The organism is Xanthomonas sp. NCPPB 2933 (assembly GCF_056725225.1).
This window is the reverse complement of the sequence record NZ_CM161518.1, coordinates 28,391-44,766: the sequence shown is the minus strand read 5'-3', so window position 1 is coordinate 44,766 and position 16,376 is coordinate 28,391. Positions and strand designations below refer to the sequence as shown.

Below are 16,376 nucleotides of genomic sequence, written 5' to 3'. Positions count from 1 at the left end.
GTATTGCGGCACCGCATCAACTGTGGTCTAGTCGATCATCCGGTGACCTCTTCGAAACGCTCCACGGATCGAGCGCTGCAACGTCGTCGCCGCTCTCCCAGATCGCAAAGAGGCAGACATGGCCCCCCGCACTCGCCAAGGGCTCAACGACTACGGTCTCTACAACAGCGCGCGCGACGAACGCGACGCCTGTGGTTTTGGCATGGTCGCCCAGTTGGACGACCAACCTTCCCGTTCGCTGGTGGACACCGCGATTGCGGCGCTCTCGCGCATGACCCACCGCGGCGGCGTGGCGGCCGACGGACTTACCGGCGATGGCTGCGGCTTGCTGATCCGCAAACCCGATGCGTTCCTGCGCGGGCTGGCGCGCGATGCCGGTATCACCCTGGGCACGCGTTACGCGGCCGGTGTGGTGTTCCTGCCGCTGGACGAGGCCGATGCCGCGCGATGTCGTGCCGAACTGGAAACCCAGTTGCACACCGCCGGCGTGCACTTTCGCGGTTGGCGCGTGGTGCCCACCGACGACAGCGTGTGCGGGCAACTGGCGCGCGACACCTTGCCGCGTATCGAGCAGTTATTCGTCGATGCCGGCGCGGAGCAGACCGAAGACGGCTTCACCCTGGCGCTGTTCCTGGCGCGCCGGCGCGCCGAGCAGGCGTTGCGCGAGGTGGACAATTTCTACGTCACCACCTTGTCGCCCAATGGCATCAGCTACAAGGGCATGGTGCTGCCGGACAAGCTGAGCACGTTCTATCCAGACCTGCAGCGCAGCGATCTGTCCTCCAGCGCAATTGTCTTTCACCAGCGGTTTTCCACCAACACGCTGCCGCGCTGGCCGCTGGCGCACCCGTTCCGCCTGCTCGCGCATAACGGCGAAATCAACACCATCGAAGGCAACCGCCGCTGGGCGCAGGCGCGCAGCAAGGTGTGGCAGACCCCGCGCTTCGACATCGCCGAGTTCGACCCGGTGATCTCCATGCATGGCTCCGATTCGCAGAGCCTGGACAACATGCTCGAGCTGCTGGTCGCCGGTGGCATGGACCTGCTGCAGGCGCTGCGCATCCTGGTGCCGCCGGCCACCCAGTCGCTGGAATTCAAGGACGCCGACCTGGCTGCGTTCTACGAGTTCTACGGTTTGAACACCGAGCCATGGGACGGCCCGGCCGGCATCGTGGCCTGCGACAGCCGCTATGCGGCCTGCATGCTCGACCGCAACGGGCTGCGCCCGGCGCGCTGGATGCTGACCTCCGACCGCCATTTCCTGGTGGCCTCCGAGGCCGGTGTGTGGGAACTGCCGGCCGAGCGCATCACCCGCAAGGGCAAGCTGGGCCCGGGCGAGATGATGGCCATCGATTTGAAGCGCGGCGACCTGCTGGACTCGGACGCCATCGACCGCATCAACCGTGCGCGCGCGCCGTACAAGCAATGGCTGCAGCAGGGCGTGACCTATCTGCAGACCGAATTGATCGACCCCTCGCTGGTGGAAGAACCCTTCAGCGAGCAGACCCTGCGCAGCTACCACAAGCTGTTCCAGCTCAGCACCGAGGAAGTGGAGCAGATCCTGCGCCCGCTGGCCGAGACCGAGCAGGAAGCCACCGGCTCGATGGGCGACGACACCCCGATGGCGGTGCTCAGCCGCCAGACCCGGCCGCTGTATGACTACTTCCGCCAGGCGTTCGCGCAGGTCACCAACCCGCCGATCGACCCGCTGCGCGAAGGCATCGCGATGTCGCTCACCACCCAGCTCGGCAAGGAGACCAACATCTTCCATGCCGGCGCCGAGACCGTGAATCACGTCATCCTCAACTCGCCGGTGCTCAGCCAGCGCAAGCTGCGCCAGTTGCTGAAGATGGAGCAGTACGTCGAGCGCAATCGCCTGATCGACCTGTCCTACAGCGTGGAAGAAGGCCTCAAGGCCGGGCTGGAACGCATCTGCCAGGAAGCCGAGGCCGCCGCGCGCGCCGGTGCGGTGATGTTGCTGCTGTCCGACCGCTACCCGGTGCCGGACCGGCCGATGGCGCATGCGCTGCTGGCCACCGGCGCGGTGCATCACCACCTGTGCAAGGTGGGCCTGCGCTGCGACGCCAACCTGATCATCGAAACCGGCACCGCGCGCGACCCGCACCACATGGCCTGCCTGCTCGGCTTCGGCGCCACCGCGGTGTACCCGTATCTGGCCTACCAGACGCTGTTCGATCTGGGCCGGCGCGGCATCCTGAAGCTGAGCAAGGGCGGCGAGCAGTCGCAGATCGGCCGCCGCTATCGCAAGGGCATCTACAAGGGCCTGTCCAAGATCATCTCCAAGATGGGCATCTGCACCATCGCCAGTTATCGCGGCGCGCAGTTGTTCGAGATCGTGGGGCTGGACCCGGACGTGGTGGAGCTGTGCTTTGCCGAGACGCCCGCACGCATCGGCGGCGTCAATCTGGCGCGGCTGGACACCGAGGCGCGCGAGCTCACCGCGCGCGCCTGGAACGACCAGCTCAAGCCGGAAGTGGGCGGCCTGCTCAAGTACGTGCACGGCGGCGAGTACCACATGTACAACCCCGACGTGGTCATGACGCTGCAGCGCGCCACCCGCACCGGCGATGCCGGCGACTGGCAGAAGTACGTGGATGCGGTGCATTCGCGCCCGGCCTCCACGCTGCGCGACCTGGTCCAGCTCAAGCGTGCCGAGACCCCGACCCCGCTGGACGAGGTCGCCCCGGCGGCCGATGTGCTGCGTCGCTTCGACACCGCTGCGATCAGCCTGGGCGCGTTGTCGCCCGAGGCGCACGAAGCACTGGCCATTGCGATGAACCGCCTGGGCGGGCGCAGCAACTCCGGCGAAGGCGGCGAAGACCCGGCCCGCTACGGCACCGAGAAGCGCTCCAAGATCAAGCAGGTGGCCTCCGGCCGCTTCGGCGTGACCCCGGAGTACCTGGTCAATGCCGAGGTGCTGCAGATCAAGGTCGCCCAGGGCGCCAAGCCCGGCGAAGGCGGCCAGCTGCCCGGCCACAAGGTCAACGAACTGATCGCCCGGCTGCGTTACGCCAAGCCCGGCATCGGCCTGATCAGCCCGCCGCCGCATCACGACATCTACTCGATCGAAGACCTGGCCCAGCTGATCTACGACCTCAAGCAGGTCAACCCCACCGCACTGGTGTCGGTGAAGCTAGTGGCGCATGCCGGCGTCGGCACGATTGCCGCCGGCGTGGTCAAGGCCGGCGCCGATCTGATCACCGTGTCCGGCCACGACGGCGGCACCGGCGCCAGCCCGATCAGCTCGATCCGTTACGCCGGCGTGCCGTGGGAACTGGGCGTGGCCGAGTCGCACCAGGCGCTGGTGGCCAACGACCTGCGCGACCGCACCATCCTGCAGACCGACGGCGGCCTGAAGACCGGCCTGGACGTGGTCAAGGCCGCGTTGCTGGGCGCCGACAGTTTCGGCTTCGGCACCGCGCCGATGATCGTGCTGGGCTGCAAGTACCTGCGCATCTGCCACCTCAACAACTGCGCCACCGGCGTGGCCACCCAGGACGAGCGCCTGCGTGCGAACTACTTCACCGGCTTGCCGGAGCGCGTGGAGCATTTCTTCCGCCTGCTGGCCGAAGAAGTGCGCCAGTGGCTGTCGTACCTGGGCGTGCGCTCGCTGGACGAGATCGTCGGCCGCACCGACCTGCTCGAACAGCTGGAGGTGTCGCCACGCGCCGGGGTCAAGGTCGATCTCTCGCGCTTGCTCACGCATGCGCAGTACGACGGCAGCCATTGCGCGGCCCAGCGCCTGTACGAGTCGCCGGACAGCCTGGCCACGCAAATGGATGGCCTGCTGGCCAATGCGATCGCCAACAAGACCGGCGGCGACCATCGCTTCCTGATCCACAACACCGACCGCTCGATCGGCGCGCGCCTGTCCGGCGCCATCGCGCGTGCGCACGGCAACCACGGCATGAGCGATGCGCCGTTGAACCTGCGCTTCCGCGGCACCGCCGGGCAGAGCTTCGGCGCGTTCAACGCCGGCGGCCTGCAGCTGGAATTGGAAGGCGAAGCCAACGACTACGTCGGCAAGGGCATGGCCGGCGGCCGGCTGGTGGTGCGTCCGCCGCGCGGCGCGCGTTTCGAGGCGCGCAGCACGCCGATCGTGGGCAACACCTGCCTGTACGGCGCCACCGGTGGCGAACTGTTCGCGGCCGGCCGCGCGGGCGAGCGCTTTGCGGTGCGCAATTCCGGCGCACTGGCGGTGGTGGAAGGCGCAGGCGACCACTGCTGCGAATACATGACCGACGGCGTGGTGCTGGTGCTGGGCAAGGTCGGCCTGAACTTCGGCGCCGGCTTCACCGGCGGCCTGGCCTACGTGCTGGATATCGAACGCGACTTCGTGGATCGCTACAACCACGAGCTGATCGACATCCACCGCGTCTCCGCCGAGGGTTTCGAAAACCATCGCCAGCACCTGCACACCCTGATCAGCCGCCACCGCGAGCTGACCGGCAGCATCTGGGCGCAGCAGATCCTGGACGAGTTCCGCGACTACATCGGCAAGTTCTGGCTGGTCAAACCCAAGGCCGCCAGTATCGAGTCGCTGACAGAGTCGCTGCGGCGCGCCGCCTGAGTGCTTCCCTCTCCCTGCAACGGGAGAGGGTTTGGGGATGCGGGCGCTGACGCTCCGTACCCTCATCCGCCCCTTCGGGGCACCTTCTCCCGGTGGGAGAAGGGAATCAGCCACGGATTTTCTTATGAGCCGCAAGCAAGCCTTCCAATTCCTCGACCTGCCCCGGACCATGCCCACGCGCATTCCGGTGGAGCTGCGTACGTCCGGTGACTGGGGCGAGCTGTACGGCAAGTTCGACAAGGCCGACGCGCAGTATCAGTCCGGCCGTTGCCTGGACTGCGGTAATCCGTATTGCAGCTGGAAGTGCCCGGTGCACAACGCGATCCCGCAGTGGCTGCAGCTGGTGCAGGAAAACCGCATCGAGGAAGCCGCCGCGCTGTGCCATTCCACCAACCCGCTGCCGGAAGTGTGCGGGCGGGTGTGTCCGCAGGACCGCCTGTGCGAAGGCAGCTGCACGCTGGAGGAATTCGGCGCGGTCACCATCGGTGCGGTGGAAAAATACATCGTCGATACCGCCTTCAAGATGGGCTGGCGCCCTGACCTGGGCAACGTGCAGCCGACCGGCTGGCGGGTGGCGGTGATCGGCGCCGGCCCGGCCGGCCTGTCGTGTGCGGACAGGCTGGTGCGTGCCGGCATCGAAGCGGTTGTCTACGACCGCTACGAGCAGATCGGCGGGTTGCTGCAGTTCGGCATTCCCAGCTTCAAGCTGGACAAGTCGGTGATCGGCAAGCGCCGCGAGATCCTCGAAGGCATGGGCGTGCAGTTCCGCCTGGGCGTGGAAGTCGGCCGCGACGTCAGCATCGAGCAGTTGCTGGGCGAGTTCGATGCGGTGTTCCTGGGCACCGGTGCTTACCGCTACACCGATGGCGGGCTGCCCGGCCAGGATCTGAAGAACGTGCTGCCGGCGCTGCCGTTCCTGGTGCAGAACAGCCGCATCGTAAGCGGCAACGACCCGCACGGCCGGCCGATCGCCGGCTGGGAAGACCAGATGGCGCTGCCCGATCTCAACGGCAAGCGCGTGGTGGTGCTGGGCGGTGGCGACACCGGTATGGACTGCGTGCGCAGCGCCATCCGCCTGGGTGCGGCCAAGGTCACCTGCGCCTACCGCCGCGACGAGGCCAGCATGCCGGGCTCGGCGCGCGAAGTGGCCAACGCGCGCGAGGAAGGCGTGCGCTTCCTGTTCAACCGTCAGCCGCTGTCGATCGAATCCGGCGCCGACGACGAAGCCATTGGCGTCACCGTGGTGGAGACCAGGCTCGGTGAGCCTGATGCCAGCGGCCGTCGCAATGCAGTACCGGTGGAAGGCAGCGAATCGCTGCTGGAAGCGGACGTGGTGATCATCGCCTTCGGCTTCTCGCCGACCGTACCGGACTGGCTGGCCTCGCAAGGCGTGGAAGCCGGCAGTAACGGCCGCATCGTCGCCCCTGCCGACGACAACGGCCGCCTGCCCTACCAGACCAGCAACCCACGCCTGTTCGCCGGTGGCGACTGCGTGCGCGGCGCCGACTTGGTGGTGACCGCCGTGGCCGAAGGCCGCGATGCGGCGGGCAGCATCGTGCAGCTGCTCGGCGTCAAGGCGCAGGTCAAGGAACCCGCTGCGGCCTGAGTGATTGCCAGCGGTGGGCGATGCGCCCACCGTTGGTGCGGGCTCGCGTGCGGGCTCGCGTGCGGGCAACCCGCACGCTGCGTGAGCGGCTACGCCCGCGTGACGCACCGCGATGCAACGCAATGCATCCACGGCGACAGGCAACGGACATCGCATCCCGCAAGGTCGCGCCTCGCCCGACCCGGAACGCTCCACGAACAATCACCCTGTCTTTCGCGACCGGCACTTCGCTCACAGCGATCGTGCAGCGTTTGCTGCTGCGTGCGGTGATTTGTCCTGCCGCCGATCAGGCTGACGCTGGCAGCGCGCGTAGACCACAACGCAACGCCGCAACGCCGCCTACCGCTGAGCACGCGCTCCACCGCATCTCGGCAACTGCAGACTCAAGCGGCCATCGACTGTGCAAGGCGCCCGCACCCACGCATGACCTTGCCATCAGCGCACACACAGGCCTGCATCTATCTGCAGCCTCGACGATTGCACGCGCCAAACAAGTGTGATCTAAGTCACATATAAGCCGTCCCCGCATCACGCAGCCCAGCCACCCTCACTGACACGCGGAACGCTCTGCGCTTACCCGGATGTCCTCGGCAACGACGGTATCCGCCTCCTCCCACGCGTGGACAACACCGCCGTGGAATCCAGACCTGATTCGTGTCGTCGCACACCGCGGCGGCAAAGCCGTGGGCCCCCACCGAAGGAGCAACCTCATGACGTACCAAACCATTACCGGCAACCAGAAACGCGATGATTGGGTGGACTGGCTGCGCGGTGCCAGCGTACTGATGGTGATCGTCCTGCACGCCTATGGCTTCGCTTTCGACGCCTATCCCGAGCTACGCAGCGGCGCAGCCGGAGAAAGCAGCACGCTGATGCTGTCGATCGAGCGTATCAACCGCTCGCTGGCCCCATTGCGCATGCAGCTGATGTTCCTGCTCTCGGGCTTGTTCGTGGCGCGTGGGCTGGACAAGGGGATCGCGACCTACTTCAGCGGCAAGCTGCGGCACGTGTTGTATCCCTATCTGATCTGGTCGCTGCTGATCTTCGGGTTGCGCGAGGCAGGCTCGGTGCTGGCCAAGGCCGAACCCATTGCCTGGCTGGACCTGGGCAGGATCGCAGTCGGCAACGTGGCACTGACCTGGTTTCTGTTCTACCTGTTCGTGTTTCTTGCAGTGATCCCACTGCTGCGTCGGCTGCCGGCCCCATTGGTGCTGGCTGCCACCCTGCTCGGTTCGGTGTGCCTGGGTCCATTGCTGCGCCAGGGAGCCGACCCGTTCTATTACTTCGCGTTCTTCTACATCGGCACGCTGCTGGCCGGTCGCGTGCCGGCACTGCTACAGCAGGCACCGCGCTGGATCTGGCCACTGTCGTGCCTGAGCCTGTGCGCCATCGTGCTGATCGCCAATCTCACCGCGTTGCACGGTATCTGGATCGGCTACCTGCCGCTGGTGGTGATCGCGCTGCCGCTGGTGATCGCTGCAGCAATCTGGGCAAACCAGCAACCGGCCGCACAGGCGATCCGCTATGTGGGCCGCAACTCGGTGGTGTTCTATCTGACCCACTTCCCGCCGTTCATCGTGCTGGCCTATCTGCTGCCGCGCTGGATCCACGATGGGTCGCTGCTGTTCTTCGCCTTGTTGGGCACCGGCGTACTGGCGCCGACCCTGCTGTGCCTGCTGCGCACACCGGGCCGCCTGCCCGCGCTGAACCTGCTGTTCTCCGCACCCATGCTTGCACGTCCCGCGACGCCGCTGGTGTCGCCCTATCCGGCGCAGGACGGCAGAGTGGCCGCTGCGCAGGGCGCCTGACCTGGTTGATCGCGTCGCGGTCCGGCGATGCTTGCAGCCGGTGGCCGGTGTCATCCGGCAGCAGCGTGGACGCGGTCACTGCCGGGTCCACGCTGCTGTCGTTCGCGCAGGCACCTGATGTGCAGCCCTGTTGCAGGGCTGCATCGATTGCCGGGCGCGCTGAGCGATCAGGCCGCCTTGTCCAGCGTGGCCATATCGATCACGAAGCGATACTTCACGTCGCTCTTGAGCATGCGCTCGTAGGCCTCGTTGATCTGGTCGGCGCGAATCGTTTCGATGTCCGAGACGATGTTGTGCTTGGCGCAGAAATCCAGCATCTCCTGGGTCTGGCGGATACCGCCGATCAACGAACCGGCCAGCGTGCGGCGCTTCATGATCAGATTGAACACGCTCGGCGAAGGGTGCGAGTGCTCGGGCACGCCGACCAGCACCATCGCCCCGTCGCGCTTGAGCGCAGCCAGGAACGGGTCCAGGTTGTGCGGCGCGGCCACGGTGTTGAGGATGAAGTCCAGTGTGTTGGCTTGCGCGGCCATCTGCGCCTCGTCCTTGGAGATCACCACTTCGCTGGCACCCAGACGCAACGCATCGGCGCGCTTGCTCTCGGAGGTGGTGAACAACACCACGGTGGCGCCCATCGCCTTGGCGATCTTCACTGCCATGTGGCCCAGGCCACCCAGGCCCACCACACCCACCTTCTGGCCGGGACCGACCTTCCAATGCGCCAGCGGCGAATAAGTGGTGATGCCGGCGCACAGCAGCGGCGCCACGGCCGCCAGGTTGTCGCTGTGCGAGATGCGCAGCACGTATTTCTGATCGACCACGATGTGGTCGGAGTACCCGCCGTAGGTGTTCTCGCCGCCAAACATCGGCCCGTTATAGGTGCCGGTAAAGCCCTGCTCGCAATACTGTTCTTCGCCTTCCTGGCAGGACGCGCAGCTGCGACAGCTGTCGACCATGCAGCCGACACCGGCCAGGTCGCCGACCTTGAAACCAGTGACCGCATCGCCAACCGCCGTCACACGGCCGACGATCTCGTGGCCGGGCACCGACGGGTACAGCGTGTTGTGCCATTCGTTGCGTGCGGTATGCAGATCGGAGTGACACACACCGCAATAGGCGATGTCGATCTGTACATCGTCGGGGCCGGGTGCGCGCCGTTCGAACACGAACGGTGCAAGCGGTTGATCGGCGGTCTGGGCGGCGTAAGCGTGAGCTTTGCTCATGAGGGGGCTCCGGGCGTCACGTCCCCCGCGATGGTGCAGGAGACAAAAGTAAGCAGCCTCTAGCTTAAAACAGGCGCCTGTCGCACTCCTGCGACAGTGCGTCTTGCCTGTCGGGTTGCGAACGCCACCGCAGCGGCGAAGTGCGTCTTGCAGGCGTTTGCGCGATCAAATCGCTGCAGTAGGCGTGAATGGCGCACTAACGCCAAAGCTTCTACGCTGACCAACCACCATCCTGCCCTGCACCATCCCTGCTGGCCGTGCCCTCCCCCTGCGGCCACTCACGTCGATGCCGAAGGAGGCTTCATGTTTCGCTCTCACGCACATTTCCCCTCGTTACGCAGTGCCGCACTCGCACTGACCTTGCTCGCTGCAATGCCGTTGGCACAGGCAAAAGAGCCCGCCGCTGCAAAAAAGGAATCTGCCGGCCTGAAATATGTCGGTGTCAATCTCTCCGGCGCCGAGTTCAACTCGCGCAAGAAGCCGGGCACCTTGTACAAGGACTACACCTATCCGGCCGCGTCGGATTTCAGTTATTTCGCCGGCAAAGGCATGAATACGATCCGCCTGCCGTTCCTGTGGGAACGCCTGCAACCACAGCTCAGCGGCGAGTTGGATCCGGCGCAATTGGCGCTACTGAAGAAATCGGTGGCTGCGGCCAAGGCCAACAAGCAATACCTGATCCTGGATGTGCACAACTACGCCAAGTACAACGGCAAGCGCATCGGCACCAGCGATGTACCCGCCGCCGCAGTGGCGGATCTGTGGCGCCGGCTGGCGCTGGAATTCAAGGACGACACATCGGTGATTTTCGGGCTGATGAATGAGCCCAACGGGATTTCCGCAACCGACTGGGCTGCAGCGGCGCAAGGCGCAATCAACGCGATCCGCAAGACCGGCGCCAAGAACCTGATCCTGGTGCCGGGCACCGCCTACAGCGGCGCGCACAGCTGGCGCAGCGCCAACTATGGCGGTTCCAATGCCAAGGCGCTGGAGATCGTCAAGGACCCGGGCAACAACCTGGCCTTCGAAGCGCATCAATATCTGGACAGCGACTACAGCGGCACCAAGCCGGTCTGCACCAGCGCCACGGTTGGCGAAGAGAAATTGCGCGGCTTCACCGCATGGCTGCGCGAGAACAAGCAGAAAGGCTTTCTGGGTGAATTCGGCACTGCCAACAATCCGGTCTGCGACCAGGCGCTGGAAGGCATGCTGACCTACATGGAAAAGAACAGCGACGTGTGGCTGGGCTGGACCTGGTGGGCCGCCGGCGCATGGTGGAAGCCGGAGTACTTCTTCACCGTGCAGCCGGGCAAGGATGGCAGCGACAAGCCGCAGATCTCGATCCTGAGCAAGTACGCACGCCGCGCCACCAAGTAACACACGCCGATCTGTTCGAATGCGGTGGTCGCAGCAAGATGCTGCGGCCACCGTTTTTTTTGTCGTGCATGTATGACATGCGCCATGCCGAAGCATCGGATGTGCGGGCGGTGGCATCACAGCGCCACGCGCAAATGCGCGGTGGCCCCGCAATCGCGCGACGCGTCTTGCAGGATCCGCAGTGATGGAGTGTTGCCGCAGTCACGACGCAGCACACAAACCTCACGTGCAATACATCGCAAGTGCCGACGTCCCGTTCGCGCACCAGGTGAGTTTTTATGCGTGCAATTGCGATCTGCGTTGATGCAAGGCACGCCACTGTATCGACGTGCAGTGTTGTAACCGCAAGACAACCTGCAACGTCACTCCATCTCGAATGCGCAGCAGTCGATGCAGTGCTGCCGCGCAGAGTGCGACCTGTGTGCGGCGATGACGATCGCGCGATGTGCGCTTTACCACATCAAAGCACGTGTATGTTTGGCAATAAGTGCCAAGTCGCTCACAGCTCCAATTAAGTGATATCTCGCATTCGTAGTTTGAATGTACGGATGCGCCTAGGGTGTAGGCGTTGCATTGTCGTCATGCACGTGGCAGGTCCACGCCAGTGCGATGCATCTCCCCCCGCGAATGCTTCAGGAGTCACCCATGTTGCCCTCTCCCCCCCGGACACGCCGGCTGCTTAGCTGCGCGTTCTCATTGCTGCTGCTTGTCATCATGCCGCTTGCACATGCACAGAGCGGCAATCGCCTGAAGTATGCCGGCGTCAATCTCTCTGGCGCAGAAATCAAATCCTCGCAAAAACCCGGCGTGCTCAACGTCGACTACCTGTATCCGGCCGCCAGCGATTACCGCTACTTCGCCGGCAAACACATGAACACCATTCGATTACCCATCCTGTGGGAGCGCCTGCAACCCAAGGCTGGCGGTGAACTGGATGCGGCGCAATTGGCACTGATCCGCCAGGCAGTCGCCAATGCAAAGGTCGCCAAGGTCTATCTGATTCTGGATGTGCACAACTACGCCAAGTACTACGGCAACAAGATCGGCAGCAGCCGCGTGCCGATCAGCACCTTTACCGATTTGTGGCGTCGCCTGGCGATCGCCTTCAAGAACGACAACGCGGTGATCTTCGGGCTGATGAATGAGCCTTATGACATCAATCCGCAATCCTGGGCCAGCGCGGCACAAGCCTCGATCGACACCATCCGCAAAACCGGCGCCAATAATCTGATTCTGGTTCCCGGAGCGCTGTGGAGCGGCGCGCACAGTTGGTATTCCACCGTTGCCGGGCAATCCAATGCCGTGGCACTGGCATCCATTCGCGACCCGCTCAATCGCTACGCCATCGAAGTGCATCAATACCTGGATACCGACTCCAGCGGTACCAGCGCCGGTTGCGTCAGCAGCACCGTCGGTGCCGAACGCCTGCGCAGTTTTACCCAGTGGCTACGCCTGAATCACAAGCGTGGATTTCTGGGCGAATTCGGCACTGGCAACAACGCGACCTGCAACAGCGCACTCAACAACATGTTGGGTTACATGGAAACCAACAGCGATGTGTGGATCGGCTGGACCTGGTGGGCGGCCGGTGCATGGTGGAACCGGACCTATCCATTCAACGTGCAGCCCGATGCGCAGGGACGCGACAAGCCACAGATGACGATCCTGAGTGCCCGCGCGCAGCGTATCGCCCGCTAACAGCGACACCTCGCATTCGTCTGCAAACCACGCCTCGCATGCGCTGAGCATGCAGGCGCAACCGTGCACGGCGCCAATGAATCGGCGTCATGCAGTTGGCAGCAGACGCATCCATACGACGTTCTTTCGACAGCACACCGTCCGCGCTGACCGTGTGCCGAAGCGTGCGCGGCCGCTTTTTTCTGCCGCGCGTTACAGCGTGCTGGTGCGGAATGTGACCCCGGCGAATTGTGACTGGGAGTGAGCTCGCACATTTACTTAACGCTCAGTGTGATGCGCGATCGGGCACAACCAATGCATTAAGTCCTACCGATGCAGCGCGCTTGGCGCAAATCGCACGCAACCGGCTGCGACGCATCGTCCCCGTCGTTCAAGGAGTTGCTTTATGTCTTCTGTTTCCTGCTCGCTGCGCAGCGTTGTTCGCTGTGCACTGCTTCTCATCCTGCTTGGCGTCTTGCCGCAGGTTCATGCGCAGACACGCGCACTCACCTACGCCGGAGTCAATCTTTCCGGTGCCGAGTTTGCATCGTCGAAAAAGCCGGGAGTGCTCAACAAAGACTACATGTACGCACCTGCCAGCGATTACACCTATTTCGCCGGCGTTGGCATGAATACGATCCGCCTGCCCATTTTGTGGGAGCGTCTGCAACCCAGCGCACGTGGCGAACTGGATCCGGCGCAATTGGCATTGGTGCAGCAGGCAGTGGCTCGCGCCAAGGCATCGGGCATGTATCTGGTGCTGGATATCCATAACTATGCCAAATACTACGGTTATAAAATAGGCACTCCTGAAGCGCCGATTGCGACCTTCAGTGATTTATGGCGCCGTCTTGCGCTGGTGTTCAAAAACGATAACGCGGTGATTTTCGGGCTGATGAACGAGCCCAATGGGGTATCGGCAGGTGGCTGGGCTGCCGCTGCACAGGCAGGCATCGACAGCATTCGGGCCACCGGTGCAAACAATTTGATTCTGGTCCCCGGCGTGTTATGGACCGGCGCGCATAGTTGGTACTCGCCCACCAGCGATGGGTATTCCAACGCCACCGCGCTGACCTCCATCTACGACCCACTCAACCACTACGCGTTCGAAGTGCATCAGTACCTGGATGCCGATTCCAGCGGCACCAGCAATGTCTGCGTCAGTGCCACCGTCGGCGCCGATCGTCTACGCAGTTTCACCGAGTGGTTGCGCCTCAATCAAAAACGCGGTTTCCTGGGCGAATTCGGCACCGGCAACAACGCCGGTTGCAATGCAGCGCTGCAGGGCATGCTCGGGTATATGGAAACCAATGCAGATGTCTGGCTGGGCTGGACCTGGTGGGCCGCTGGTTCATGGTGGAACATCAGTTACGAATACAGCGTACATCCCAACAAGGACGGAACCGACAAGCCGCAGATGTCGATCCTGTCGCCACAGGCGACCCATGCGACACGCTTCAGCCCTTGATGTGATGTGATGTGATGTGATCTCGCCATGATCCGATCGAGCCGCCGCAAGGCGGCTCTTTTGTGTGCGTCATCGCAACGTGCGGTCACATAGCTTGGACTCGATATCCATGTGCAACACCCTCATTGCAGTTGAAAAGCTATCGCCACCTGACTGACGCCGGGGACGGCGGTGTTTCAGTTGGTGCGTGATCCTCTGGTGCTATGGCGCTGGTTGCCCCAGCAGCTTGCTGCCAAGCTCGCATGCATGCATCCGGATGGTCCTGCCCGGCGCGTCAGTCACAAAGCCGTGCAAAGCGCATCGCTTAGTTAATAAACGCCTGCGATAAACATAGACGACGACGGCAAACGCTTATGCGTTCGCTGCACGTGCTACTGCATTGTGACGTCAGTGATCCGACGCCGGACCGTTGACAGCGAGCGCGTCCATACGATGGTATTTCGACACAGCGATGTATCTGTCGCGGCTTGAAAAGCCTGCGTTTCCGCATATTCCATGCCCACGTTATAACGCGCTGATTCGAAAAGTGACCTGTGCGATATGTGACTGCGCTCCATTCGACACATTTACTTCGCAGTTAATGCAACCAGAAATTCGGTACGACAGATGCATTAAAGACGACGGATGCGGCGTATTTCGCGCAGATCGCAAGCACAAAGGGTGCTGTGACGCATCTTCCCCGTCGTCTAAGGAGTTGCTTTATGTCCGCCGTTTCTCACTCGCTTCGCAACCTTGTTCGTTGCGCCCTGCTGTTCCTCCTGATCGGCACGTTGCCGCTCGCCCACGCAAGAACGCGCGTACTGAAATACGCCGGCGTCAATCTCTCAGGCGCAGAATTCGCGTCTTCCAAAAAGCCGGGAGTCCTCAACAAGGACTATATGTATCCGGCAACCAGCGATTACACCTATTTCGCAGGTGTAGGCATGAATACCATCCGTCTTCCCATCCTGTGGGAGCGCCTGCAACCGAGTGCGCGCGGCGAATTGGATCCGGCGCAACTGGCATTGGTGCAACAGGCGGTGGCACGCGCCAAGGCATCGGGCATGTATCTGGTGTTGGACATCCACAACTACGCCAAATACAACGGCTACAAGATCGGTAGCAGCGAGGTGCAAAACGCCACGTTCGCCGATTTATGGCGGCGTCTTGCGCTGGTGTTCCGCAACGACAATGCCGTGATCTTCGGCCTGATGAACGAGCCCAATGGCGTATCTGCCAGCGGATGGGCCGGTAGCGCCCAGGCGGCGATCGACGCCATCCGCGCCACCGGTGCGAACAATTTGATCCTGGTCCCAGGCGTTCTCTGGACCGGTGCGCACAGTTGGTCCTCGCTCACAAGCGATGGCTATTCCAATGCCACCGCGCTGGCGTCCATCTACGATCCCCTCAACAACTACGCGTTCGAGGTGCATCAGTATCTGGACGCAGATTCCAGCGGCACGACCAACGTGTGCGTCAATTCCAGCATCGGTGCCGATCGTTTGCGCAGCTTCACCGAGTGGCTACGCGCCAATCACAAGCGCGGTTTCCTTGGCGAATTCGGCAGTGCCAGCAATAAGACCTGTAATAGTGCGCTGTATGGCATGCTCAAGTATATGCAGAGAAACGACGATGTCTGGTTGGGCTGGACGTGGTGGGCCGCAGGCGCTTGGTGGGGCTCCTACGCGTATACCTTACAGCCGAACAAGGACGGCACCGACCGGCCACAGATGTCGATCCTGTCTCCGTGGGCAGCGGGCATCACACGCGTCACACCTTGATGTAATCGGGTCGAGCCGCCGCAAGGCGGCTCGATTTTTATGCGTCCGTCCGGGCTGTGCATCGTTCTGACTCCGGTGCGTATCGCAGCGCAATCATCCCGATCGCGTCATCGATGACCTTGCGCTACCACTGCAGCCACGTCTTGCGGAAGGTAAACATCACGTGCAAGGCGAATGAAGACCAGTGCGAGCATTTCAGCTGCCTGAACTCGTGCTACCGCGACGTCGGTTTTTTCACCCGATGGCCATGACAGCGCGTCCAGCATGGGCACACTTCACTGCAGGAGCAGTCTCATGGCACATCGATTGATGAAGACCGCGCTGATCGGCGCACTCGCGCTGGCATCGCATGGCGCATTTGCGCAGGCCGCTGCCGATAAGCCGGCCAAGGCGCTGACGTCCGCCGAAATCACCAGCATGCTCACCAGCAAGGGTTACACCAAGGTGCACGACGTCAAGTTCGAGCACGGAGTGTGGACCGCCGATGCGCGCAGCGGCGATGGCAAGGATGTGGATGTGCGTATCGACCCGGTGACCGGGCGCGTGTACGGCGACCAGACCACCTCCAAGTTGAGCGAGGCCGACATCCGCGCGGCGTTGTCGACCAACGGCTATTCCAACGTGCACGACCTCAAGTTCAAGGACGGCCTGTGGAAGGCCGACGCCGAGCAACGTGGCGGGCAGAAGGTCGACCTGCACATCGATCCAGAAGATGGGCACGTGGTCAGCGCGGACAACGACTGATCCATCACTGACGCAATCGCGTGTGGTGTTTGAGCACGTTTGCCAGGCAGCACTGCAGCACTGAACAGGGCCTCCAACTGGAGGCCCTGTTTATTGACACCGCAGGCAGTACGGCCTAGTTG

9 protein-coding genes are annotated in these 16,376 nt (G+C 63.2%); 8 read left to right on the top strand and 1 reads right to left on the bottom strand.

All coding sequences use genetic code 11. The annotated features are described in order from the left end of the window. Positions 1-118 precede the first annotated feature (118 nt). The 3 genes from gltB to AC1PLU_RS00160 all read left to right on the top strand — a co-directional run bounded on the left by gltB (position 119) and on the right by AC1PLU_RS00160 (position 8,005). Positions 119-4,591, top strand: a complete 4,473-nt coding sequence (gene gltB, locus AC1PLU_RS00170; protein WP_481107332.1) for a glutamate synthase large subunit — start codon at positions 119-121, stop codon at positions 4,589-4,591. 124 nt (positions 4,592-4,715) lie between these two features. Continuing rightward, the gene (locus tag AC1PLU_RS00165; protein WP_006452227.1) at positions 4,716-6,197 is read left to right on the top strand and encodes an FAD-dependent oxidoreductase; all 1,482 of its coding nucleotides are present in this window, start codon (positions 4,716-4,718) and stop codon (positions 6,195-6,197) included. A 710-nt stretch (positions 6,198-6,907) separates the two neighbouring features. Beyond that, the gene (locus tag AC1PLU_RS00160; protein WP_481107331.1) at positions 6,908-8,005 is read left to right on the top strand and encodes an acyltransferase family protein; all 1,098 of its coding nucleotides are present in this window, start codon (positions 6,908-6,910) and stop codon (positions 8,003-8,005) included. Positions 8,006-8,172: 167 nt separating this feature from the next. Here AC1PLU_RS00160 and AC1PLU_RS00155 read toward each other — a convergent pair whose 3' ends face one another. Beyond that, positions 8,173-9,228, bottom strand: coding sequence for an NAD(P)-dependent alcohol dehydrogenase (locus AC1PLU_RS00155; RefSeq protein WP_006452229.1), 1,056 nt, complete (start codon positions 9,226-9,228; stop codon positions 8,173-8,175). A 303-nt stretch (positions 9,229-9,531) separates the two neighbouring features. On the opposite strand from AC1PLU_RS00155, the gene AC1PLU_RS00150 reads away from it, so the two are divergent. From AC1PLU_RS00150 to AC1PLU_RS00130, 5 genes are all read left to right on the top strand, one after another. Beyond that, positions 9,532-10,605 (top strand): glycoside hydrolase family 5 protein, encoded by a 1,074-nt coding sequence (locus AC1PLU_RS00150; RefSeq protein ID WP_481107330.1) that lies wholly within the window; start codon positions 9,532-9,534, stop codon positions 10,603-10,605. A gap of 702 nt (positions 10,606-11,307) precedes the next feature. Next, positions 11,308-12,303, top strand: a complete 996-nt coding sequence (locus AC1PLU_RS00145; protein WP_481108576.1) for a glycoside hydrolase family 5 protein — start codon at positions 11,308-11,310, stop codon at positions 12,301-12,303. Positions 12,304-12,688: 385 nt separating this feature from the next. Further along, positions 12,689-13,750 (top strand): glycoside hydrolase family 5 protein, encoded by a 1,062-nt coding sequence (locus tag AC1PLU_RS00140; RefSeq protein ID WP_481107329.1) that lies wholly within the window; start codon positions 12,689-12,691, stop codon positions 13,748-13,750. 701 nt (positions 13,751-14,451) lie between these two features. Beyond that, complete coding sequence (locus AC1PLU_RS00135) at positions 14,452-15,510, top strand: glycoside hydrolase family 5 protein (RefSeq protein WP_104551605.1); 1,059 nt, start codon at positions 14,452-14,454, stop codon at positions 15,508-15,510. 294 nt (positions 15,511-15,804) lie between these two features. Beyond that, a complete protein-coding gene (locus AC1PLU_RS00130; RefSeq protein WP_023901948.1) occupies positions 15,805-16,254 on the top strand; it encodes a PepSY domain-containing protein in 450 nt (149 codons plus the stop codon). Positions 16,255-16,376: the final 122 nt, after the last annotated feature.